The 22051-nt window shown below is 61.1% G+C and carries 20 protein-coding genes; 16 read left to right on the top strand and 4 right to left on the bottom strand.

Annotated features, from left to right (window positions below; all coding sequences use genetic code 11):
• Nucleotides 1–171: 171 nt before the first annotated feature.
• The gene (locus tag ACSV9I_RS12170) at nucleotides 172–2847 is read left to right on the top strand and encodes a bifunctional diguanylate cyclase/phosphodiesterase (protein WP_438329068.1); all 2676 of its coding nucleotides are present in this window, start codon (nucleotides 172–174) and stop codon (nucleotides 2845–2847) included.
• An 18-nt stretch (nucleotides 2848–2865) separates the two neighbouring features.
• On the opposite strand, the gene ACSV9I_RS12165 is transcribed toward ACSV9I_RS12170, so the two are convergent.
• Entirely contained in the window at nucleotides 2866–3504 is a 639-nt protein-coding gene (locus ACSV9I_RS12165; RefSeq protein ID WP_054157286.1) for an exopolysaccharide biosynthesis protein, read from the bottom strand.
• Between the two features lie 140 nt (nucleotides 3505–3644).
• On the opposite strand from ACSV9I_RS12165, the gene ACSV9I_RS12160 reads away from it, so the two are divergent.
• Nucleotides 3645–4586: a DMT family transporter gene (locus tag ACSV9I_RS12160; RefSeq protein ID WP_438329067.1), complete on the top strand. Its 942-nt coding sequence runs from the start codon at nucleotides 3645–3647 to the stop codon at nucleotides 4584–4586.
• Here ACSV9I_RS12160 and ACSV9I_RS12155 read toward each other — a convergent pair.
• A complete protein-coding gene (locus tag ACSV9I_RS12155; RefSeq protein ID WP_054157284.1) occupies nucleotides 4576–5238 on the bottom strand; it encodes a TetR family transcriptional regulator C-terminal domain-containing protein in 663 nt (220 codons plus the stop codon). The two genes, ACSV9I_RS12160 and ACSV9I_RS12155, sit on opposite strands and share 11 nt — an antisense overlap.
• 284 nt (nucleotides 5239–5522) lie before the next feature.
• On the opposite strand from ACSV9I_RS12155, the gene ACSV9I_RS12150 reads away from it, so the two are divergent.
• The 4 genes from ACSV9I_RS12150 (at nucleotide 5523) to ACSV9I_RS12135 (ending at nucleotide 9646) form a co-directional block, all read left to right on the top strand.
• Nucleotides 5523–6776, top strand: coding sequence for a Zn-dependent hydrolase (locus ACSV9I_RS12150; protein ID WP_438329066.1), 1254 nt, complete (start codon nucleotides 5523–5525; stop codon nucleotides 6774–6776).
• 215 nt (nucleotides 6777–6991) lie between these two features.
• On the top strand, nucleotides 6992–7411 hold the full coding sequence (locus ACSV9I_RS12145) for an endonuclease domain-containing protein (RefSeq protein ID WP_245281398.1): 420 nt from the start codon (nucleotides 6992–6994) through the stop codon (nucleotides 7409–7411).
• 310 nt (nucleotides 7412–7721) lie between these two features.
• Nucleotides 7722–9179, top strand: coding sequence for a dihydropyrimidinase (hydA, locus tag ACSV9I_RS12140; protein ID WP_438329065.1), 1458 nt, complete (start codon nucleotides 7722–7724; stop codon nucleotides 9177–9179).
• Nucleotides 9180–9181: 2 nt separating this feature from the next.
• The gene (locus ACSV9I_RS12135) at nucleotides 9182–9646 is read left to right on the top strand and encodes a hypothetical protein (protein ID WP_438329064.1); all 465 of its coding nucleotides are present in this window, start codon (nucleotides 9182–9184) and stop codon (nucleotides 9644–9646) included.
• An 11-nt stretch (nucleotides 9647–9657) separates the two neighbouring features.
• Here the strand turns inward: ACSV9I_RS12135 and ACSV9I_RS12130 are convergent, their stop codons facing one another.
• Nucleotides 9658–10071, bottom strand: coding sequence for a cupin domain-containing protein (locus ACSV9I_RS12130; RefSeq protein WP_438329063.1), 414 nt, complete (start codon nucleotides 10069–10071; stop codon nucleotides 9658–9660).
• A 124-nt stretch (nucleotides 10072–10195) separates the two neighbouring features.
• Here ACSV9I_RS12130 and ACSV9I_RS12125 point away from each other — a divergent pair, with 124 nt between their 5' ends.
• The 10 genes from ACSV9I_RS12125 to ACSV9I_RS12080 all read left to right on the top strand — a co-directional run bounded on the left by ACSV9I_RS12125 (nucleotide 10196) and on the right by ACSV9I_RS12080 (nucleotide 21375).
• Complete coding sequence (locus tag ACSV9I_RS12125; RefSeq protein ID WP_054157278.1) at nucleotides 10196–10984, top strand: ABC transporter ATP-binding protein; 789 nt, start codon at nucleotides 10196–10198, stop codon at nucleotides 10982–10984.
• Between the two features lie 265 nt (nucleotides 10985–11249).
• Nucleotides 11250–11657, top strand: a complete 408-nt coding sequence (locus ACSV9I_RS12120) for an endonuclease domain-containing protein (protein WP_438329062.1) — start codon at nucleotides 11250–11252, stop codon at nucleotides 11655–11657.
• Nucleotides 11654–11989 (top strand): hypothetical protein, encoded by a 336-nt coding sequence (locus ACSV9I_RS12115; protein WP_438329061.1) that lies wholly within the window; start codon nucleotides 11654–11656, stop codon nucleotides 11987–11989. The genes ACSV9I_RS12120 and ACSV9I_RS12115 overlap by 4 nt, the downstream gene beginning before the upstream one ends.
• Before the next feature lie 3 nt (nucleotides 11990–11992).
• Nucleotides 11993–12877 (top strand): ABC transporter permease, encoded by an 885-nt coding sequence (locus ACSV9I_RS12110; protein WP_054157276.1) that lies wholly within the window; start codon nucleotides 11993–11995, stop codon nucleotides 12875–12877.
• Nucleotides 12874–13740, top strand: coding sequence for an ABC transporter permease (locus ACSV9I_RS12105; protein WP_438329060.1), 867 nt, complete (start codon nucleotides 12874–12876; stop codon nucleotides 13738–13740). The genes ACSV9I_RS12110 and ACSV9I_RS12105 overlap by 4 nt, the downstream gene beginning before the upstream one ends.
• 33 nt (nucleotides 13741–13773) lie before the next feature.
• A complete protein-coding gene (locus tag ACSV9I_RS12100; protein WP_438329059.1) occupies nucleotides 13774–14763 on the top strand; it encodes an ABC transporter substrate-binding protein in 990 nt (329 codons plus the stop codon).
• Between the two features lie 330 nt (nucleotides 14764–15093).
• Nucleotides 15094–16281: an efflux RND transporter periplasmic adaptor subunit gene (locus ACSV9I_RS12095; protein WP_054157273.1), complete on the top strand. Its 1188-nt coding sequence runs from the start codon at nucleotides 15094–15096 to the stop codon at nucleotides 16279–16281.
• 15 nt (nucleotides 16282–16296) lie between these two features.
• A complete protein-coding gene (locus ACSV9I_RS12090) occupies nucleotides 16297–19620 on the top strand; it encodes an efflux RND transporter permease subunit (protein ID WP_438329058.1) in 3324 nt (1107 codons plus the stop codon).
• A gap of 178 nt (nucleotides 19621–19798) precedes the next feature.
• Nucleotides 19799–20461, top strand: coding sequence for an outer membrane protein (locus ACSV9I_RS12085; protein ID WP_438329146.1), 663 nt, complete (start codon nucleotides 19799–19801; stop codon nucleotides 20459–20461).
• Between the two features lie 212 nt (nucleotides 20462–20673).
• Nucleotides 20674–21375, top strand: a complete 702-nt coding sequence (locus ACSV9I_RS12080) for a Crp/Fnr family transcriptional regulator (protein WP_438329145.1) — start codon at nucleotides 20674–20676, stop codon at nucleotides 21373–21375.
• Between the two features lie 35 nt (nucleotides 21376–21410).
• Here ACSV9I_RS12080 and ureG read toward each other — a convergent pair whose 3' ends face one another.
• Nucleotides 21411–22022, bottom strand: a complete 612-nt coding sequence (gene ureG / locus ACSV9I_RS12075; protein ID WP_054157271.1) for an urease accessory protein UreG — start codon at nucleotides 22020–22022, stop codon at nucleotides 21411–21413.
• Between the last annotated feature and the right edge of the window lie 29 nt (nucleotides 22023–22051).

Below are 22051 nucleotides of genomic sequence, written 5' to 3'. Positions count from 1 at the left end.
AACCTGGGATAAGCCCACGCATTTTAGCGTGGGCTTATCTAATAAAGCACAGATGATTTATTGTGTTCCATTTAGGAAATTTTCAGAGCTCTAATTCAACCTTGACGCTCTAGACGGCGGTCACGGAAAGCATCCGGTCGCCGATGACCGATCGGCGACGGGACCAAACCCATGACTGGCAAGAGCATCCGCTTTTTGGGCGTGGGGTCACGATGGGCAATCGTCATTCCGGTGGTGGCAATTGTCTGCGCCGCCGTCGCTGCCGTCATCTATGCAGACTGGCAGCAAAGCCGGATCACGCACGAAAACAACCGGCACATGGTCGAGGAACGTCTCGACCTTGTGCGCACCAAGCTCCAGGGCCAGATCAATGCCAATATTCGCCTTTTGCAGGGGTTGGTATCGGTCATCGGCGCCGAACCGGATCTGACGCAGGAACGCTTCTCTGCACTCGCCGCCAATCTTCTGCTGCACGAGGCACAGCTGCGCTCCATCCAGGCGGCACCCAATCTGGTCACAGCCTTCGCTTACCCGGAAAATCTCACCGACGATCAGATCGGGACGAGAATATTCACTGAAGATGAGGAACTGGCGCTCACGCGCAAGCTGAGGGAACAGAGCCGCTCCGTCGTTCGCGGCCCCCTGCCTCTCTCCTCCGGCGGATACGGATTGTCGATCATCCTGCCGGTGCGTTCGGTCAATGCAACCGCCGAACCGGTCTTCTGGGGCGCGGTGACCGGCGTGATCGACCTTGCACGCCTCTATGATCAAAGCGGTCTGATGACATTCGAATTGCCGATATCGGTCGTCATCTCCAAGGTGCAGGACGCAGGCCGTACCGCCGTGATTTACGGTGACGGCAACATCATGCAGCAGAATCCGGTGCATATGGCGATCGACTTTGGCAATGATCGCTGGACCATCGCTGCCATTCCTGTCGGAGGGTGGGAGAATTCGGGCACACCCTCGATGGCATTCCGCCTCGTCGTCGGATCTGTTGCAGCCACGGTAGCAGGTGCCTCCATCTGGGTCGGCCTGCTGATGCTCGACCGCCAGAAGCACGACGCAGCGCTGCGTCAGCGTGAGGAAAAGCTGAAAGCGCTGTCGCACCGGCTGGGCCTCGCCCTGGAGGCGTCGAAGATCGGCGTTTGGGAACTCGACGTCGACAGCGGCGAAAACGCCTGGGACGCGCGCATGTATGAAATGTACGGGCTCGACGGAGCGCAAGCGATGACGAGCGATAACTGGCTCGCTCTTATCCATCCGGAAGATCAGGCCGATGTATCCGCCAAGGTCAAACTTGCCATCCGCACCCAGATGTCTCAGTCCGCACAGTTCCGGGTTCTCTTGCCCGGAGGTGGCCACCGGCACCTCCGCAGCTTCGGGACATACTATCCCAACGCGAAGGGCACGGCCTCTGTCCTCGGTGTGAGTTGGGACGTCACGGAAGATGTCAGCCTTCACGAAGAACTGGTCGAGGCTCGCCAACGCGCCGAGCAGCAGAACACGGCACTGGATACCGCGCGCCGCCGCATGGAATACAATGCGCTGCATGACGCACTGACAGGCCTCCCCAACCGACGCTACCTGGACCAGCACCTGTCCGACATCGAAGCAGATCCCCCCGGTCAGGGGCTGGCAGTCCTGCATGTTGACCTCGACCGCTTCAAGGAAATCAACGATACGCTCGGCCATGGCGCCGGCGACGCCATGCTGCGTCACGTCGCAAGGGCGCTGCGCGACAATGTCCGAGGTGAAGATTTCGTCGCCCGGATCGGTGGCGATGAATTCGTTGTCGTCTGCCTCGGTGCCGATGCAGATGATCAATTCGGCGAAATGGGCCAGCGCCTGATCGCTGCGGTGAACACACCAACCTCCTATGCCGGCCACGAATGTCGGGTCGGCGCCTCTGTCGGGATCGCAACGCGAACAGACGCGTCCGTCGATGCGCCACAGCTGCTGGTCAACGCCGACATCGCCCTTTACGAGGCCAAGCGGCTGGGTCGCAATCGTTTCGAGCGCTATACCGAGCTTCTGAAGGCACGCACACTCAACATCAAGAAGACGGCGGACGCCATTCTGCGGTCACTCGCGGCCGACGAGTTTATCGGCTACTACCAGCCGCAATTCGATGCCCATACGCTGGAAATCAGCGGGGTCGAGGCGCTCGCACGGTGGAACCATCCTGAAATGGGCATCCTCACGCCCGACAGGTTCCTCGACATCGCCGACAGCTTGAGTGTCGTTTCCCAGATCGATGCGCGCATCCTCGAACAGGCACTGTCCCAGCTCTCCCGCTGGCAGTCTGCTGCACTCGGCATCGATCGCGTGTCGGTCAACATCTCCGCTCAGCGCCTGTTCGATGAAAACCTGGTCGGACGGCTGGAGCAACTGGACATCAAGCCCGGCAGCGTCTCCTTCGAACTTCTGGAATCGATCTCCTTCGACGACAAGACCGATGCGGTGACGGCAAGCCTCTCGCGTCTTCGCAACCTTGGGATAGAGATTGAGATCGATGATTTCGGCACCGGCTATGCCTCGATCCTGTCGCTGCTCAAACTCTCCCCGAGCCGTCTGAAGATCGATCGCGAGCTGATCGGGCCGATTGTCGACACCCCGGCACAGAGACGCCTGATCGCGTCCATCGTCGATATCGGCCGATCTTTCGGCATCGGCATCGTGGCGGAAGGCGTGGAGACCATGGAACACGTGTCGATCTTGCGCGATCTCGGCTGCCAGACGCTGCAAGGCTATGCGCTTGCCCGCCCGATGACCGCCGACGCACTGATGGACTTTGCGTTGGCGCACCGTGCCCGCCGGGAAAGCCTGCTCAAGCTTAGCGCCTGAAGCAAGGGCCCGCGGCTTTCAGCCCATCAGGCTGAGGCTTTGGCCCGCTGCAAAGGCAAGATAGGCGAGGATGGCAAAGTAGACGAGCGTGAGCACCACCATCGCATGACCGGCGGCAACCACCGTGCCGTCGCGCTGGGAAATGCCGGTCGACAAGAGCAGGATCGCCACACCCGGCAAGGTGTTGGAAAACGGAATGAGGCCAAGCGGCAGCATCAGCAGGATGCCCGCAAAGGTGAGGATCGCACCATTGAAACGGTTCACCAGGCCACCGGTCGTCAGCCATGGCATGCGCGGCCGCACGTAGCGATCGAGCTTGCGCAGAATGGTCAGGCCGCGCATCAGAACCGGCTTCAGCTTGCCGCTGTCGAGCTTCCGGTCCGCCAGCTTCTGAGGCAGCCAGGGAAAACGGTTGAAGGTGATCGCAACCCCGATCAACACGATGCCGGCGCCGAAGACCGTCGACACGCCCGGAATGGAAACCGGCACCAGGAATGGCAACGACAGAAGCCCACAAAGCAGCAGCAGGCCACTTTCGCCCATGCGCTCCAGGATCTGCCGCAAGGTCACGTGATCGTCTCCCATCGAATCGATGGCGTCCTGGAGCACAGCACTGGTGCTCTTCTCGGTATCATTGAAGCCGATCATCGTTGTCATCAAGCCCGCTTTCGATTAACTGCCGGAGTGTCGTCGACACACTACCATCGTCGCGACCCGCCGCAGATGAATGAGAATGCAGGCCCGGTCAAGTCAAAGCCTCGGCGCAAACCCGCCTCCGGAAGCCTGCGGGAAAGTCCATGACAGAACACCGCCCCTCGCCCGCCCCGTCCGCCAATCGCCACAGCCAGCATGCCACCGGACGGGAAAAACTTCTCGCCCATGCCGCCATGCTTCTGTTTGCGGCGCTGATTGCGGGCTCCTTCTCCTTCGGCGGCATGGCGGCGCGACATCTGGACGCCGGACCGCTGACACTCTGGCGCTATCTCATGACCATGGCCGTCATGGGCGTACTCTCCTTCGGCATCCTGCGCGTGCCCTTCAGTCGGCCAAGGCGCATCTGGCGTTATGCCCTGCTCGGCGGACTGATCGCAATCTACATGCTGACCATGTTTGCGGCGCTGAAGTTCACCAGCCCCGTCCAGACGGGTGCAGTTTTCACACTGATGCCGCTGATCAGCGCCGGCTTCGCCCTGATCTTCATCGGCCAGCGCACGCGTCCCGACGTTCTCGTCGCACTCGTCATTGCCGCATCAGGGGCAATCTGGGTGATTTTCCGTGCTGATCTGGACGCTATCCTGTCCTTTGATGTCGGACGCGGCGAGTTGATCTTCTTCATCGGCGTCATCTGCCACGGCGCCTATGTGCCGCTGATCCGCAAGTATAATCAGGACGAAAACCCAGTCGCCTTCGGTTTCTGGATTATCGTCTTCACCATCCCGTGGCTGCTGCCCACTGGCGCTGTGCCACTTGCGACCACGGATTTTGCCAGCCTGCCGGCAAGCGTCTGGGCAACGATTGCCTATCTCTCGGTGATCACCACGGCGCTCACCTTCATGCTGCTGCAATATGCCTCGATGCGCCTGCCTGCCCCGAAAGTGCTCGGTTACGGCTACCTGACGCCGACCTTCATCATCCTGCTCGAAGGCCTGCTTGGCCATGGCTGGGCAAGCCCTGCCGTCTTTCTGGGCGCCCTCGTGACAGCCGCCGGCCTTTTGGTCATGGGCCTGCTCAGGGACTGACTGCGGACCCGGCAGGTCGCAAGATCAGGCCGCTGACGAACAGCCCCTCGAGGAAAACCGCTGCGGCCTCGAAACGGTCAGCACCGTCGCGCTGGGGCCCGAGCACGGCCTTCACCTGCACGTCGAAGTCCGCATAGTGCTGAGTCGTCGACCAGATCGAGAAGATCATGTGATGCGGATCGCAGTCCCGCACTTTGCCTGCCGAAATCCAGACCCGGATGACCTCAGCCTTCTCGTCGACCAGTTCCTTCAGCGGGCCTTCCAGCACCGCCATGATATGCGGCGCGCCCTGCAGGATCTCATTGGCGAAGAGCCGGCTTTCACGCGGAAAGTCCCGCGCCATTTCGAGTTTGCGGCGAATATAGGAGCGGATCTCCTCTTCCGGATCTCCCTCGGCGTCGAAGGCCTGCAGCGGTTCGAGCCAGTTCTCCAGCACCCGGTCGATCAGCGCCCGATGCATCGCCTCCTTGGTGCGGAAATAGTAAAGGAGATTGGGTTTGGACATGCCGGCGACCTCGGCGATCTGATCGATCGTCGATCCGTGAAAGCCACGCTGGGAAAAGACTTCAAGCGCCGCCTCGAGGATCTGCTCCTCTTTCTCTTCCTGAATGCGGGTTCGCCTCTGAGTCTGCGCCGCTCTTGGTATTGCCATGTCTCGGCTCTCTCCCTAAGCCATTGAAGTCTATCGCAAATAACACCGCACAATTTATGGGCATTTGCCCGGTTTTTTGTCGCGGATTTTTGCCTTTTACGTCTTGAGTGTGCCGTTGGAAGCTGTAATGTTTTACCAGTCGGTCAAATTATTGGACAGATGCCAAATAAAGGCAACTACCGATCGGCAGCGGAAAAAAGCAACAAGCAACCGCTGACGTTGACCCGGGGAACGGGAAGCCAGTCACAGAGGATCTGGCTTCCAAAACAGGTGAGGATTTCGAAATGACGGCTCAACCCGGCACGAACCTGCGCGTGAACGGCGATCGGCTGTGGGACATGCTGATGGACATGGCGAAGATCGGCCCCGGCATTGCCGGCGGAAATAATCGCCAGACCCTGACGGACGAGGATGCCGAAGGCCGTCGCCTCTTCCAGCGCTGGTGCGAGGATGCAGGCCTGACCATGGGCGTCGACACCATGGGCAACATGTTCATGACCCGCGCTGGCACCGATCCGGACGCCCTGCCCGTCTATATCGGCAGCCATCTCGACACCCAGCCCACCGGCGGCAAATATGACGGCGTGCTCGGCGTGCTCGCCGGCCTCGAAGTTGTCAGGTCGATGAACGACCTCAATATCAAGACCAAGCACCCCATTGTCGTCACCAACTGGACCAACGAGGAAGGCGCACGCTTTGCGCCTGCCATGCTCGCCTCCGGCGTCTTCGCCGGCGTGCTGACCCAGGATTACGCCTATGGCCGCAAGGACATGGAAGGCAAGAGTTTCGGCGAGGAACTGAAGCGCATCGGCTGGGTGGGTGACGAAAAGGTCGGCGACCGCAAGATGCACGCCTATTTCGAATATCACATCGAACAGGGCCCGATCCTCGAAGCCGAGGAGAAGCAGATCGGTGTGGTCACCCACTGTCAGGGCCTGTGGTGGCTGGAATTCACGCTGACCGGCAAGGAAGCCCATACCGGCTCCACCCCGATGAACCACCGCGTCAATGCCGGCCTTGCCATGGCGCGCATCATGGAGATGGTGCAGACGGTCGCCATGGATAATCAGCCGGGCTGCGTCGGCGGTGTCGGCCAGGTGAAGTTCTCGCCGAATTCCCGCAACGTGCTCCCCGGCACGGTGATCTTCACCGTCGACATTCGCTCGCCGGAACAGGCCAAGCTCGACGGCATGCGCGCCCGCATCGAAAAGGAAGCCGCCGAAATCTGTGCAGCCCTCGATGTCGGCTGTTCGATCGAGGCCGTCGGCCATTTCGATCCGGTCACTTTCGACCCGACGCTCGTCGCCTCTGTCCGCAAGGCGGCGGAAGATCTCGGCTACAGCCACATGAACATCATCTCCGGCGCCGGCCACGATGCCTGCTGGACAGCCAAGGTCGCACCCTCGACCATGATCATGTGCCCCTGCGTCGGCGGCCTCAGCCACAACGAGGCGGAGGAGATCTCCAAGGAATGGGCCAGCGCCGGCTGCGACGTGCTGCTGAGGGCAGTTCTGGAGACGGCGGAGATTGTCGGGTGACACGCTCGCTCCGCGCCCCCTCATCCGGCGCTACGCGCCACCTTCTCCCTGATGGGGAGAAGAGGGAGCGCGTTGCGACCGCACAGCACAAGGTTGACATCACCATTTGCCGAACCGCAGCATTCGCTGGATGGAGCACACGACGTCAGCGTGACCTCTTCTCCCCATCGGGGAGAAGGTGGCGCGTAGCGCCGGATGAGGGGGGCCGGACGGCCATGACACACCCACACGATCCGACAAAACGGCTGCCCGGAAAAACGGTCCAGGCCCGCAGCCTGCGCACCAACGACACCGACGCCGAATATCGTCTGTGGGGCGACATCCGCAATCGCCAACTGAACGGCTTCAAGTTCAGCCGCCAGATCCCGCTGGGGCCCTACATCGTTGATTTTCTTTGCCGCGAACAGCGGCTTGTGGTCGAGCTCGATGGCAGCCAGCATGTGGAGAGCGCGCATGATGACCGTCGAACCGAATGGCTCAATCAACAGGCTTATTCGGTCCTGCGGTTCTGGAACGCCGAGGTCCTGCAGGAGCGCAGCGCAGTCCTCGACACGATTCTGGCCGTTCTTCAGGGCCAGATCGTCGAGCGTTGCGACGCGATCCGGTTTTCGCCAGCAATTCGAGAGGGCCTGTAACCGTCATGCTGATACGGCTTTCGCTCCGCGCCCCCTCATCCGGCGCTACGCGCCACCTTCTCCCCGCTGGGGAGAAGAGGGAGCGCGCCGCGACCGCGCCGTACCACAGGAAGAACTCTGGTTGCAGCAACGTAGCAGCAGGGAATCGGGGCGCACAACGCGGGCGTCACCTCTTCTCCCCGGCGGGGAGAAGGTGGCGCGCAACGCCGGATGAGGGGGCGCCGCGGGCGAACGCAGCGCACTACATGGCGAGCCATAGTGCGCGGATCGGGACACAAACCATCAAGAACAAGGCACGGGGAGAGAGCAAATGACCACCACAGTCATCAAGGGCGGCACCATTGTCACCGCCGATCTGACCTACAAGGCTGACGTCAAGATCGAGGGCGGTGTGATCGTCGAGATCGGGCCCAACCTCTCCGGCGACACCGTGCTGGATGCGGCGGGCTGTTATGTCATGCCGGGCGGTATCGATCCGCATGTGCATCTCGAAATGCCCTTCATGGGCACCTATTCCGCCGACGACTTTGAAAGCGGCACCCGCGCCGGCCTCTCCGGCGGCACGACCATGGTGGTCGATTTCTGCCTGCCCGGCCCCGACCAGTCGCTGCTCGAAGCGCTGCAGATGTGGGACAACAAGACCTCGCGCGCCACGGCCGACTACTCCTTCCACATGGCAATCACCGGCTGGAACGAACGCGTCTTTGACGAGATGAAGACCGTCGTGCAGGACAAGGGCATCAACTCGTTCAAGCACTTCATGGCCTACAAGGGCGCCCTGATGGTGAACGACGACGAGATGTTCGCCTCCTTCCAGCGCTGTGCCGAACTCGGCGCGCTGCCGATGGTCCATGCCGAAAACGGCGACGTCGTTGCCTCGATGACGGCCAAGCTCTTGGCCGAAGGCAATAACGGTCCGGAGGCGCACGCCTATTCGCGCCCGCCCGAGGTCGAGGGCGAGGCCACCAACCGCGCCATCATGCTGGCCGACATGGCGGGCGTTCCGCTCTATGTCGTGCACACCTCCTGCGAACAGGCGCATGAAGCCATCCGCCGCGCCCGCCAGAAGGGCATGCGCGTCTATGGCGAGCCGCTGATCCAGCACCTGACGCTCGACGAGAGCGAATATTTCAACAAGGACTGGGACCATGCCGCCCGCCGCGTCATGTCGCCCCCCTTCCGCAACAAGCAGCACCAGGACTCGCTCTGGGCGGGGCTGCAGTCGGGCTCGCTCTCGGTCGTCGCCACCGACCACTGCGCCTTCACCAGCGAACAGAAGCGTTTTGGCGTCGGCAACTTCGCCAAGATCCCGAACGGCACCGGCGGGCTTGAGGACCGCATGCCGATGCTCTGGACCTATGGTGTCGCGACCGGTCGCCTGACGATGAACGAGTTCGTTGCGGTGACCTCGACCAACATCGCCAAGATCCTCAACATCTACCCCAAGAAGGGCGCCGTCCTCGTCGGCGCCGATGCTGACCTCGTGGTCTGGGATCCCAAGCGCTCCAAGACCATCTCCGCCAAGACCCAGCAGTCGTCGATCGACTACAATGTCTTCGAGGGCAAGGAAGTGACGGGCCTGCCGCGCTACACGCTCACCCGCGGATACGTCGCGATCGAAGAAAGCGCGGTGAAGACCCGCGAGGGTCACGGCAAGTTCGTCAAGCGCGAGCCCTTCCCGGCCGTCTCCAAGGCGCTGTCGACCTGGAAGGAACTCGTGGCCCCCCGCAAGGTGGAACGCTCGGGTATTCCGGCGACGGGAGTATAAGCGTGAGACTGGCAAAGGCGACAGCACTGTTGAAGATAGCCCGCTTCGGCGTGGGCTATGCAGCTGCCGTGTTTGCCGGTGTCATGGGCATCTGGGCGACCATGGAGATCTCGGATGCCCTGACCTATGGTCGCTTGCCGCTGTTTATCCTGGTCTTTCCGGAGTCCATCCTGACGACACTGCGATTGACGCTGGATGTCCTGCCGGCAGCTCTTCTGCTTGCGGCACCCTTTACTCTGCTTGCAACCTGGATCCTGGTCCGACAGCGCTGGAACCGCTGGTGGCATTTCGCAATCGCTGGCGCCGCCTGTCCCCTCACCGGCATCGTCCTGCTGCAATTGGCAACATGGGGGCGCTTCTTCCACCACAACGAGGCCGCAATCGCGCTGTTGCTGATGCCGACGGGCATGATCTCCGCCCTCGTCTATTGGCTGATCGCCTTTCGCTCAAGCGAGGTGGCCGCCTGATGCGCTCGATATTAGACCGCGACCAACCCATCCAGCTCCGGCAGCAAGACCACGCTTTCCTGTTCGTTCGGATCGGTGCGGGCAATAATCGCCGAACACGGCGCGTTCGACAGATTGGCCGGCAGATGCGGCACGCCCGCCGGAATGTACATCATCTCGCCGGCATGCAGGATGACGTGATGCTCCAGCCTGTCGCCGTACCACGTATGCGCCTGGCCCGAGAGGCAATAGATCGCCGTCTCATGGTTTTCATGCAGATGGGCCTTGGCCTTTGCGCCGGGCGGCATGGTCAGAAGATGCATGCAAATGCCCTTCGCCCCGACTGTTTCGGCAGAAATGCCCTGGAAGTAGCTCAGCCCCTGCTTGCCATCATAGGCATGCCCCGGCTTGACGATGTGGCAGGTGGGCTTCGATGATGCATCCATGGTCTGATCCTCATCCGTATGGCGGCAAACGCGCCTTTCCCGGTCCGCTGCTCCCGAGCGGCCGTATGTCAAGAGAGTGCAAGAGGCAAACTGTCTTTGCAACTAACCCGATTGGTCCTAACGCATGAATGCACCCTACTCCGTCGTCTCGGCCAGGGACTTGAGCCTCACCTTCGAGACAGGTGATGGACCAGTCCATGCCCTGTCCAACGTGAACCTCGAGGTGAAGAAAGGCGACTTCGTCTCCTTCATCGGCCCCTCCGGCTGCGGCAAGACCACCTTTCTGCGCGTCATCGCAGATCTTGAGAAGCACACGGGCGGCGAGATCACCGTGAACGGCATGACGCCGGAAGAGGCGCGAAAGGCGCGCTCCTATGGCTATGTCTTCCAGGCGGCGGCTCTTTATCCCTGGCGAACGATCGAAAACAACATCGCGCTCCCGCTCGAAATCATGGGTTACAGCGCGGCGGAAAAGAAGAGGCGGATCGAGCAGACGCTGGAGCTGGTCAACCTCTCGGGCTTTGCCAAGAAATATCCCTGGCAACTGTCGGGTGGCATGCAGCAACGCGCCTCGATCGCCCGCGCGCTCGCCTTCGACGCCGACCTTCTCCTGATGGACGAACCCTTCGGCGCGCTGGACGAAATCGTCCGCGACCACCTGAATTCGGAACTCCTGAAGCTCTGGGCCCGCACCAACAAGACCATCTGCTTCGTCACCCATTCGATCCCCGAAGCCGTCTACCTCTCGACCAAGATCGTCGTCATGAGCCCACGTCCCGGCCGGGTGACAGACATCATCGAGTCGACACTGCCGAAGGAGCGCCCGCTCGACATCCGCGAAACTCCAGAGTTTCTCGAGATCGCGCACCGGGTGCGCGAGGGTCTGAAGGCGGGGCATTCATATGAGGAATAGTGCTTCGTTTGGGATGAAGGCCCCTCCCCAACCCCTCCCCACAAGGGGGAGGGGCTTTGGTGCCCGGGGCACCGCTATCACCCGGTCGGCAACGCATCACGGCGTTGCAAATCTCCGCATCATGCCCAAAGCCGAGCGCAGAATATGCTTGGTATCTCCTCGGTCTTATGACGGTCGTGAGCGGAGAATCTCTTTCAGCACGAGGGTGGCGGGAAAGCCCCTCCCCCTTGTGGGGAGGGGTTGGGGAGGGGAAATTGCTCGCTCCATGATCGATGGAAGGCACCAGAAAATGGCGCATTCCAACATCGACCCGAAGACCCGCAAACGCGCCCGCACGTTGCGCTTCGAACTCACAAAGGCGGAGCGCGAAATGTGGGACATTCTCCGTGATTTCCGCCCGCGTGGTGCACGCTTCCGCAGGGAAACACCTATCGGCCCATACATTGCTGATTTCGCCTGGCTCGCGGCGCGCGTCATAGTCGAGGTCGATGGACACAGCCACGAAACGGATGAAGGGCGCAGCCACGATATCCGTCGGGACGCCTTCATGACGTCACAGGGCTTCAACGTGCTTCGCTTCGACAACGATTTGGTGATCGATAATCCTGATCATGTTTTCCTGACGATCGAAGCCTCCATCGCCCATCTTCTGAAGGAGGCATCCACCCCATGAACCCCACCTTCCTCCTCTGGCTCGGGGGTGCCATGGCGACCTTCCTGGGTGCCGCAACTGTCTCCCGCGCCTATGTCGACAATGGCAAGCTCTGGGTGCTCGCAGCCTCGCTCGCCCTCTACTGCCTCGGCAATCTGATGATGGTGAAGCTAATGCGCGAAGGTGGGCTTGGCCTGGCGATCTCGGCCTCCGCTATCGCCCAACTGCTCCTGATCAACGTCATCGCCTTTTTCCTTTTCGGCGAAAGGCTGAGCTCGATCCAGATGGCTGGTGTGGCGCTCGGCGTGATCTCCATGGCTCTCATGCTCTATCCGGCAAAGGGAGGAGTCTGAGCCATGAATCAGCCCTCTGTCTTCCGCGACCGAATTCTCCCTGTGCTGACCGTCATCCTGGCGATCCTGGTCATCTGGCATGTCTTCGTCGTCTATCTGAATGCGCCCTTCGTCCGCGATCAGGCCGCCCGTGCCAATGAAGACATCACCTTCTCCCAGGTGGTCGAACGCACGTTCGCCCAGGAACGCCCGATCCTGCCCGCACCACACCAGATCGTTGTCGAACTCTGGGACACCACGATCAACAAGGCCGTCACCTCCAAGCGCAGCCTCGTCTACCATGCCTGGATCACGCTCTCGGCAACGCTTATGGGCTTTGGCATGGGCACGGTTCTTGGCGTGGTGCTCGCCATCGCGATTGTCCATAATCGCGCCATGGACAAGTCGCTGATGCCATGGGTGATCGCCTCCCAGACGATCCCGATCCTTGCGATTGCGCCGATGATCATCGTCGTCTTGAATTCGATCGGGATCTCCGGATTGATGCCCAAGGCACTGATTTCGACCTATCTTTCGTTCTTCCCGATTGTCGTCGGCATGGTGAAGGGCCTGCGCAGCCCTGACATCCTGCTGCTCGACCTGATGCACACCTATAATGCCAGCCCGTCCCAGACATTCTGGAAACTGCGCTGGCCGGCATCAATGCCCTATCTCTTCACCTCGCTGAAGGTGGCAATCGCGATCTCGCTCGTCGGCGCAATCGTCGGTGAACTGCCGACCGGGGCCGTCGCCGGTCTCGGCGCCCGCCTGCTCTCGGGCTCCTACTACGGCCAGACCATCCAGATCTGGGCCGCCCTCTTCATGGCGGCAGGCCTCGCCGCCCTCCTCGTGACCATCGTGGGCATGGCGCACACACGGGTCCTCGCACGCATGGGGGTGAAGCCATGACCGGTTACCTCGTCTTCGCCTTTGTCTTCTGGCTTGGTGCCTGGGGTCTCAACGAATGGCTTGTCCGCCGTCGTCCGAAGGATCCATCCACCCGCCGCGCCATCGGCATCGCAGTCCCCCTGATCTTCGGCGTAACCCTGCTGGTGATCTGGGAATGTATGGTGCGCGGCTTCCAGATCCCCTCGATCCTCTTGCCCGCCCCGTCGATGATCTGGGCCCGCATCCTGTCCTCCACCCATATCCTCTGGGCGGATTTCCAGCAGACCTTCCTCAAGTCGGTGATTACAGGTTATGTGGCCGGCTGCGGTCTGGGCTTCATCGCCGCCATCCTCATTGACCGCTCACCCTTTCTGCAAAAAGGCCTGCTGCCAATCGGCAATTTTGTCTCCGCCCTCCCTGTCGTGGGCGTGGCTCCGATCATGGTCATGTGGTTCGGCTTCGACTGGCAGTCCAAAGTGGCCGTGGTGGTCATCATGACCTTCTTCCCCATGCTGGTGAACACGGTGCAGGGACTGGCCGCTGCAAGCCACATGGAACGCGACCTGATGCACACCTACGCCGCCTCCTGGTGGCAGACGCTGGTCCGCTTGCGGCTGCCCGCCGCATGGCCTTTCATCTTCAATGCGCTGAAGATCAACTCCACGCTCGCGCTTATCGGTGCGATCGTGGCAGAGTTCTTCGGCACCCCGATTGTCGGCATGGGCTTCCGCATTTCAACCGAAGTGGGGCGCTCGAATGTCGACATGGTCTGGGCCGAGATTGCGGTTGCCGCACTCGCCGGCTCGGTCTTCTACGGCTTGGTGGCACTGGCAGAACGCCGGGTCACCTTCTGGCATCCGTCCGTCCGTGGTGGACGGGCGTAAACGCAAGACCATAACAAAAAAGAGGGAACTGACATGACTATCAAAATCGCATCCCTGTTGCTCGCTGCTGCTGTATCGCTGACTGCGATGCAGGCTGCCGCCGCCGAGAAGGTGACGCTGCAGCTGAAATGGGTAACCCAGGCCCAGTTCGCCGGCTATTACGTCGCCAAGGACAAGGGCTTTTACGAGGAAGAAGGCCTCGACGTCGAAATCAAGCCGGGCGGCCCTGACATTGCACCGCCGCAGGTTCTCGCCGGCGGTGGCGCTGACGTGATCGTCGACTGGATGCCGTCGGCCCTCGCCACCCGCGAAAAGGGCGTGCCACTCGTCAACATCGCCCAGCCCTTCAAGTCGTCTGGCATGATGCTGACCTGCCTCAAGGAAACCGGCATCACCAAGCCTGAGGATTTCAAGGGCAAGACCCTCGGCGTCTGGTTCTTCGGCAATGAATATCCGTTCCTTTCCTGGATGGCGACGCTCGGCATCAAGACCGATGGTTCGGAAGGCGGCGTAACGGTCCTGAAGCAGGGCTTCAACGTCGATCCGCTCCTCCAGAAGCAGGCCGCCTGCATCTCCACCATGACCTACAACGAATACTGGCAGGTCATCGACGCCGGCATCAAGGCGGAAGATCTGGTCACCTTCAAATATGAAGATGAAGGTGTGGCCACCCTCGAAGACGGCCTCTACGTCCTCGAAGACAAGCTCAAGGACGCAGCCTTCAAGGACAAGATGGTCAAGTTCGTCCGCGCTTCGATGAAGGGCTGGAAATATGCCGAACAGAACCCGGATGAAGCCGCCGACATCGTGCTCGAAAATGATGCCTCCGGCGCCCAGACCGAAGCCCATCAGAAGCGTATGATGAGCGAAGTCGCCAAGCTGACCGCCGGCTCCAACGGCGCACTCGACAAGGCCGACTACGAGCGCACAGTGAAGACGCTGCTCGGCGGTGGTTCCGATCCTGTGATCACGAAGGAGCCGGCTGGCGCCTTCACGACAGAGATCACCGACGCCGCTCTCTGAAGAACATTAGAAACAAAAAACAGAAGCGCGGAGGTTTCCTCCGCGCTTTTTATTTGCAACACCTTCAATTTCGAGGGGGTAGACTGGCAATCTGGCAACAGTCTGCCGCAGTGCACTTTGTTTTTCGTCAATGCGCCGATGAATCCGGGCCTTGGGTCTTGCAAGCCATTTTATTATCCCCCACCTCTAGCCACGCAACTTCCAGCACATGCGCAGAGGGCGTCGCGAGACGAAGCATGACGGGCAAAACAGGCGCCGGGCACGGTGAGCCAAAGCGCCTCCAGTTGCGTAGTGTTGATGACGTACGAACAGTCGATCGGGGAACAATACATGCCTGGCTTTCATCGCAACAAAACCATGCTCCTGGCAGCAGCCGTAGCGCTCGCCGCAACGACAGCCCTGGCGCAGGATGCAGCAAAGCCGGTGGCCGAACCGCGACTCCCGACCATCGTCGTCACCCCTGCCAAAACCAGAACCATCGTCGACCGCATTCTCGCAACCGGCACCATCCGCCCGGTCGAGGAAGTCTATGTCCAGCCGCTCGTGGACGGGCTTCAGGTGAAGTCACTGGAAGCCGATGTCGGCGATACGGTTGCCGCTGACGCCGTCATGGCGCGTCTTAACGACGATACCCTTCTTCTGCAGCGCAGCCAGCTCGTGGCAAACCTTGCCAAGGCGGAAGCCGCATTGGCCCAGTATGAAGCACAGGTAACCGAAGCCGAGGCAGGACAGAACGAGGCGAAACGCCAGTTCGACCGCTCCACCCGTCTTGCCGAGGCGGGCACGGTCTCCACCGCCCAGCGCGAGCAGGCCGAAAGCGCGCTTGCAAGTGCCGATGCGCGGTTGATCACCGCCCGCCAGGCCATTGCGGTGGCCCAGTCAGACATCAAGGTCGTCGAAAGCCAGATTGCCGATGTCGATCTGCGCCTCGCCCGCACCGAAATCAAATCGCCGGTATCCGGCACCGTTTCGGCCCGCAGCGCCCGCATTGGCGCCATCGGTTCCGGTGCAGGAACACCGCTTTTCACGATCATTCGTGACGGACAGATCGAATTGGTGGCGGATGTACCGGAAGGCGCTATACTGCGTCTCAAGGAAGGCCAGAAAGCCACGATCACAGTCGCCGGCAGCAGCACCACGCTCTCCGGTTCCATCCGTCTGGTTTCCCCGGTGATCGACGCCGAGACCCGTCTGGGCTCGGTCCACATTGCCATCGATGACGATAAGGCGGCACGCGCCGGCATGTTCGGCAGCGCGTCGATCACGATCTCTGAGGAGGAAGCCATCGCCCTGCCGCTTTCGGCGGTGACGAGCGAAGGCAACAGCTCCACCGTGCGCCTGGTCGACAAGGATGTCGTCAAAGTGGTCACGATCGAAATGGGCATTCAGGACGGTGCCTATGTGCAGGTGACAAAAGGCCTGGAAGACGGTGCCCTCGTGGTGGCCAAGGCCGGTGTCTTCGTGCGCGACGGTGACAAGATCAATCCGGTGGAAGACACCGGCAGCGTGTCGAACTGAGGAAAGACAAGCGCCATGAATTTCTCCGCATGGTCCATTCGCAATCCGATTGCGCCGATCCTGGCCTTTTTCCTGCTGCTCGTGATGGGCATCCAGTCGTTCAACGCGCTGCCGATCACCCGCTTCCCCAATATCGATGTTCCGCTCGTGGCGGTCACGGTTGGCCAGAGCGGCGCGTCCCCGGCGGAACTGGAAAGCCAGGTCACCAAGGAAGTCGAAGACGCGGTCGCCTCGATCACCGGCGTCGATGAAATCAACTCGACGGTCACGGATGGCCAGTCCCAGACCGTCATCATGTTCCGCATGGAAGTGCCGACCGAACAGGCGGTGCAGGACGTCAAGGACGCGATCGACCAGATCCGCGGCGATCTTCCAGCCTCTGTCGAAGAGCCGATCGTCACGAAGATCGATGTCGAGGGTCAGGCCATCCAGAGCTTTGCCGTCTCCGCGCCCAACATGAACCTGGCCGAACTGTCCTGGTTCGTCGATGACACGATCAAGCGCGCGCTTCAGGGCCAGCCGGGAATTGGCCGGGTCGACCGTTACGGCGGCTCCGACCGCGAAGTCCGGGTCGAGCTCGACCCGAACCGCCTCGACGCGCTGGGTGTCACCGCCTCCGATATCTCGAGCCAGCTGAAGGGCACCAATGTCGATCTCGGTTCCGGCCGCGGCCAGGTGGCCGGCGCCGAACAGTCGATCCGCACGCTCGGTGACAACAGGGACGTCACGGACCTTGCCAATACCGCGATTGCGCTGAATGGCGGACGCTTCGTCAAGCTCTCCGACCTCGGAACTGTTACCGACACTTATGAGGAGCAGAAATCCTTCGCCCGCCACGACGGCAAGCCGGTCGTGTCCTTCGCGGTTTTCCGCGCCAAGGGTGCGAGCGAAGTGACGGTGGCCGAAACCGTCGCCACTTCGTTGGATGAAGTGCGCGCGGCCCATCCCGACGTCGCGATCGAGATGATCGACGACTCCGTCTACTTTACCTACGGCAACTACGAAGCAGCGATGCATACGCTGATCGAAGGCGCTTTGCTGGCCGTCGTCGTGGTTTTCCTCTTCCTGCGCAACTGGCGCGCCACGCTGATCTCGGCGGTTGCCCTGCCGCTCTCGGCCATCCCGACATTCCTTGTCATGGACCTGATGGGCTTCTCGCTCAATCTGGTCAGCTTCCTTGCGCTGACGCTGGCGACCGGTATCCTGGTCGATGACGCGATCGTCGAGGTGGAAAACATTGCCCGCCACATCAAGATGGGCAAGACGCCTTACCGCGCCGCCATCGAGGCCGCCGACGAAATCGGCCTTGCCGTCATTGCAACGACCTTCACCATCATCGCGGTCTTTGTACCGGTGTCGTTCATGCCCGGCATTCCGGGACAGTACTTCATCCAGTTCGGGCTGACGGTTGCCTTCTCCGTCTTCTTCTCCCTTCTGGTCGCTCGCCTCATCACCCCGATGATGGCCGCCTACCTGATGCGCGCCGAAGACGCGATGGACGACCACCACGACAATGACAGCCTTTTCCTCAAGGGCTATACGCGGATCGTGCGCTTCACCACGCGCCGCTGGTATTCCCGTATCGGGACGATGGTTGCGGCTATCGCTTTCCTCATCGGTTCGCTTGCGCTCCTCGCGCAGGTTCCCGGCAGCTTCCTGCCGCCGGAAGACGCCGGTCGTATCGTGCTGTCCGTCGAGCTGCCGCCCAATGCCACACTGGCGGAGACCCAACGCAAAACCGATGAAATCTATGCCGCAATTTCGGATGTGCCCGATGTCGCCAGCATCTTTATTCTCGGCGGCGCATCTCCCAAGGGTGATCTCGAGCTTCGTCGCGCCAGCGTGACGATGAACCTCGACCGCATTGAGCACTCGCTGACCAAGACCTTGGTCAACAAGGGTCTCGGCGGCATCCCGCTGATCGGCCAGTATCTGCCGAAGATGCCGGAAAACGGCCGTACACGGCCGCAATGGGATATCGAAGAGGAAGTCTTCGCCAAGCTGGCGCCAATCGCCGATATCCGCGTTCTGAAACTGAATGACCGTGGCGAGCGCGACATTTCCTTCAACTTCCTCTCGGCAAACGAGGCGGAGCTGAACACGGCTGTCGGCATGCTGGAAGCCAAGCTCAGAACCGTACCGGAACTGGCCAATGTCAGCTCGGAGGGCGCCCTGCCCCGGCCCGAACTGCAGATCCGGCCGCGCGCTGATGAAGCTGCTCGTCTTGGCATCACTGCACAGCAGATCGCCCAGACGATCCGTGTCGCCACCATCGGCGATGTCGACGCGGCCCTGCCGAAAATCTCGCTCGACAATCGCCAGATCCCGATTCGGGTTCAGGCCTCGCTTGATCTGCGCCGTGACTTTGCCGCCCTCGGAGCGCTGAAAATCCGGACAGCAAGCGGCGCAACCGTGCCTTTGTCGAGCGTGGCCGAGATCAGCTATTCGGAAGGTGTGTCGTCGATCAAGCGCAACGACCGCAACCGTGTTGTCACCATCGGTGCCGGTCTGCCACAAGGCGTCGCACTCGATACCGCGACCAGCGCATTCCGCGCGGCTGTCGCCGAGGTCGATATGCCCGCAAGCGTTCGCCTCGCCGAAAGCGGTGACGCCAAGGTCCAGGCCGAGATGCAGCAAGGCTTTGTCAACGCGATGATCCTCGGCCTTCTCCTCGTGCTGACGGTTCTCATCCTGCTGTTCAAGGATGTGATCCAGCCCTTCACGATCCTGCTGTCGCTGCCGCTCGCCATCGGCGGTGTCGCGGTCGGCCTGATCGTGACGAACAATGCACTGTCCATGCCTGTCCTGATCGGCATCCTGATGCTGATGGGCATTGTCACCAAGAACGCCATCCTGCTCGTCGATTTCGCCATCGAAATGCGCCGCCAAGGCATGCACCGCCTTGAGGCAATGGTAGAAGCCGGACGCAAACGCGCCCGCCCGATCATCATGACCTCGATCGCCATGTCCGCGGGCATGCTGCCATCCGCACTTGGCGTTGGCGAAGGCGGCTCGTTCCGCTCGCCGATGGCAATCGCGGTGATCGGTGGCATCATTGTCTCGACCGTGCTCAGCCTCATCGTGGTGCCGGCCTTCTTCCTCATTCTGGATGATGTGTCCCGGTTGCTTGGTTGGGCCTTCAGCCGTTTCGTCGGCAAGAAGGAAGAGGAAGCGGAGGTCCTGTCTCCAGAGGATCTCTCCTATCTGACCCGACAGAGCGTAGAGGCGCTTCAAGCGATGGAAAAACGCGTATCCGCCGTGGAGCGCAGCCAGCCGGCGAACCGCAAGAACGACACCAATGGCAATGTGATCAACCTGCCGCCGCTGGCGGCGGAGTAAGCCATGCGGCACAGCGCTCATTCGCTGTCAGCCGCTGTTGAAGGAGCTAAAACTGGGCGGATCGGCACAAGCAGTCGACTCGCCCAGTTTTAGCAGATTGCTCGCACTGGTTGGGTGCGATGAAGGTTGATAGGCCCGAGCCCGATAGCAGAACCAAACTGTTCCAAGGGATTCGATGATGAAAACTCTTCTGACCGCCGTCGCCGCGCTTCTGTTCGCCGGTACGGCCATGGCCGCTGACGCGGTCACCGCAGATCCCGCTCCGCCCGTCGCGGCAGACACCGCCGCTGTCGGATTCGACTGGACCGGCGGCTACGTTGGCGTCCAGGCTGGTCATAGCTGGCTTGACGGGCATTTCGAAACGACTGGCCTTGACCCTCTCGACGCAAACTTCGATGGCCCTGCCCTCGGTCTGTTCGTTGGCTACAACAAGCAGTTCTCCAACAATGTCGTGCTCGGCCTCGACGGCGACCTCGATTACAACTGGAATGACGAGCAGCTGACGTCAGCCATGGGTGCCGTCGAAGGCAAAACCGACTGGCAAGGCTCCGTTCGCGGACGCCTCGGCTATGCAGCCGACCGCGCTCTGATTTACGTTGCTGCCGGTTATGCGGCGGCCCATGCCGAGGCCAGCATCGCGGGCGTCGGCAGCGCGACCGAAACCTTCCACGGTTACACCGTCGGCGCCGGCGTCGACTATGCGGTCACCGACCGGATCTTCGGGCGCCTCGACTATCGCTACAACGACTTTGGCAGCAAGGATCTCAATTTCGGCGGTGCAGTTGCCGATGCGGATCTGACCCAGCACGCGATCAAGGTCGGCCTGGGCATCAAGTTCTGATCACACGCATAATCTGCGATCTTGAACGGGCACATCGGACGCGATGTGCCCGTTGTCATGTGTGCCTGGCCATTTCAGCAAATGCTGACAAACATTTGAGCGTCGATTGATTTCGATCAAACATGCATTGCCTGACCCATCTTATGCTTCAAGGGCTGAAAGGATCGAACCGACTGGTGACACAGCTCAATCGCACCACTCAGCGTCCATGGATGGGGAGCCGGGAAACCGTGAACAAGATCTTGAGACTGAACACGCGAGACAAGACCACACTGCTGCGTTCGTCGTTTCTGGCCCAGATGGGCCCGACGGCCATGCCCGCAATGATGGAGATCGTCACCGTCGCCAATTTCGAGGCGCGGGACGTGCTGTTTCGCGAGGGTGAACACGCGGAGTTTTTCTACAGTGTGCTCGTTGGCTATGTGAGGCTATACCGCCTGAACAAGGACGGTCGCGAAGCCGACATCCGCATTTGCGGTCCGGGAGACACCTTTGCAGAATGCCTGCTCGCCCTCGGCGATACCTATCTCTACAACGCACAGGCGGCCGAGCCGGTAACGCTGGCGCGTTTCGACCTTCAGCGCGTACGCCAACTGGCGGAAGTGCAGCCTGATGTCGCCAAAGCTGTCATCCGCTGCTTGTCGAACCATCTGCTGGACACGATGGACTGCATCGCCAATGACCGTCTGCAGACCGCACCACAAAGGGTTGCAAGCTATCTGCTCGCTGCCTGCAATGTGCAAGACGGCCCTGCCTCGATCCGGCTGCCTTTTCAGAAAAGCCTGCTGGCCGGAAAACTTGGCCTTGCACCGGAAGCACTCTCGCGCGCCTTTTCATCGTTGAAACGTGTCGGCGTCAGCGTCCGCGGCCGCAGCATCCATGTCACCGATGTCAGCGCCCTGAAGCAGATCTAGGTATCGGCGAGCGGTTTGGGCCACTCGCCATGTCCTCAGAGCCCGCCGCTCTCCTGAAGATAGGCGACAATCTCTGCCACGCCATCGCCACGCTTCAGATCGGTGAAGACAAAGGGGCGCGTCTGGCGCATCCGATCCGCATCCCGCTCCATGACGGTAAGATCGACACCGACATGCGGCGCAAGATCCTTCTTGTTGATCACCAGCAAGTCGGAGCGCGTAATGCCAGGCCCACCCTTGCGCGGGATTTCCTCGCCCTGGCAGACCGAGATAACATAGAGCGTGATATCGGCGAGATCAGGCGAGAAGGTCGCCGCGAGATTGTCTCCACCCGATTCGATGAAGACGATGTCGAGATCCGGAATGCGCTGATTGAGATCGGCAATGGCCCTCAGATTGATCGAGGCGTCTTCCCGAATGGCCGTATGGGGGCAGCCGCCGGTTTCAACGCCGACAACCCGGTCCGACGACAGCGCCTGCATGCGAATGAGCGCATCCGCATCCTCCCGTGTGTAGATGTCGTTGGTGACGACGGCGATCGAGTAGTCGTCGCGCATCGCCTTGCAGAGCTTTTCCGTCAACGCCGTCTTGCCGGAGCCCACCGGCCCGCCGATGCCGACCCGCAAGGGCCCGTTCTGAGATCTCATCAGGTGTTTCCTCTTATCGAACCAGGCAA

The sequence above is a fragment of the Rhizobium sp. G187 genome (assembly GCF_051549525.1).
Taxonomy (GTDB): Bacteria; Pseudomonadota; Alphaproteobacteria; order Rhizobiales; family Rhizobiaceae; genus Allorhizobium.
This window is presented reverse-complemented; position numbering and strand designations above follow the sequence as displayed.

What these genes read in the sequence shown, in the direction of transcription:
- ACSV9I_RS12170 (WP_438329068.1), top strand. Translation starts at nt 172, where the DNA reads ATGACTGGCAAGAGCATCCGCTTTTTGGGCGTGGGGTCACGATGGGCA.
- ACSV9I_RS12165 (WP_054157286.1), bottom strand. Translation starts at nt 3,504, where the DNA reads ATGACAACGATGATCGGCTTCAATGATACCGAGAAGAGCACCAGTGCT.
- ACSV9I_RS12160 (WP_438329067.1), top strand. Translation starts at nt 3,645, where the DNA reads ATGACAGAACACCGCCCCTCGCCCGCCCCGTCCGCCAATCGCCACAGC.
- ACSV9I_RS12155 (WP_054157284.1), bottom strand. Translation starts at nt 5,238, where the DNA reads ATGGCAATACCAAGAGCGGCGCAGACTCAGAGGCGAACCCGCATTCAG.
- ACSV9I_RS12150 (WP_438329066.1), top strand. Translation starts at nt 5,523, where the DNA reads ATGACGGCTCAACCCGGCACGAACCTGCGCGTGAACGGCGATCGGCTG.
- ACSV9I_RS12145 (WP_245281398.1), top strand. Translation starts at nt 6,992, where the DNA reads ATGACACACCCACACGATCCGACAAAACGGCTGCCCGGAAAAACGGTC.
- hydA (WP_438329065.1), top strand. Translation starts at nt 7,722, where the DNA reads ATGACCACCACAGTCATCAAGGGCGGCACCATTGTCACCGCCGATCTG.
- ACSV9I_RS12130 (WP_438329063.1), bottom strand. Translation starts at nt 10,071, where the DNA reads ATGGATGCATCATCGAAGCCCACCTGCCACATCGTCAAGCCGGGGCAT.
- ACSV9I_RS12125 (WP_054157278.1), top strand. Translation starts at nt 10,196, where the DNA reads ATGAATGCACCCTACTCCGTCGTCTCGGCCAGGGACTTGAGCCTCACC.
- ACSV9I_RS12120 (WP_438329062.1), top strand. Translation starts at nt 11,250, where the DNA reads ATGATCGATGGAAGGCACCAGAAAATGGCGCATTCCAACATCGACCCG.
- ACSV9I_RS12115 (WP_438329061.1), top strand. Translation starts at nt 11,654, where the DNA reads ATGAACCCCACCTTCCTCCTCTGGCTCGGGGGTGCCATGGCGACCTTC.
- ACSV9I_RS12110 (WP_054157276.1), top strand. Translation starts at nt 11,993, where the DNA reads ATGAATCAGCCCTCTGTCTTCCGCGACCGAATTCTCCCTGTGCTGACC.
- ACSV9I_RS12105 (WP_438329060.1), top strand. Translation starts at nt 12,874, where the DNA reads ATGACCGGTTACCTCGTCTTCGCCTTTGTCTTCTGGCTTGGTGCCTGG.
- ACSV9I_RS12100 (WP_438329059.1), top strand. Translation starts at nt 13,774, where the DNA reads ATGACTATCAAAATCGCATCCCTGTTGCTCGCTGCTGCTGTATCGCTG.
- ACSV9I_RS12095 (WP_054157273.1), top strand. Translation starts at nt 15,094, where the DNA reads ATGCCTGGCTTTCATCGCAACAAAACCATGCTCCTGGCAGCAGCCGTA.
- ACSV9I_RS12090 (WP_438329058.1), top strand. Translation starts at nt 16,297, where the DNA reads ATGAATTTCTCCGCATGGTCCATTCGCAATCCGATTGCGCCGATCCTG.
- ACSV9I_RS12085 (WP_438329146.1), top strand. Translation starts at nt 19,799, where the DNA reads ATGAAAACTCTTCTGACCGCCGTCGCCGCGCTTCTGTTCGCCGGTACG.
- ACSV9I_RS12080 (WP_438329145.1), top strand. Translation starts at nt 20,674, where the DNA reads ATGGGGAGCCGGGAAACCGTGAACAAGATCTTGAGACTGAACACGCGA.
- ureG (WP_054157271.1), bottom strand. Translation starts at nt 22,022, where the DNA reads ATGAGATCTCAGAACGGGCCCTTGCGGGTCGGCATCGGCGGGCCGGTG.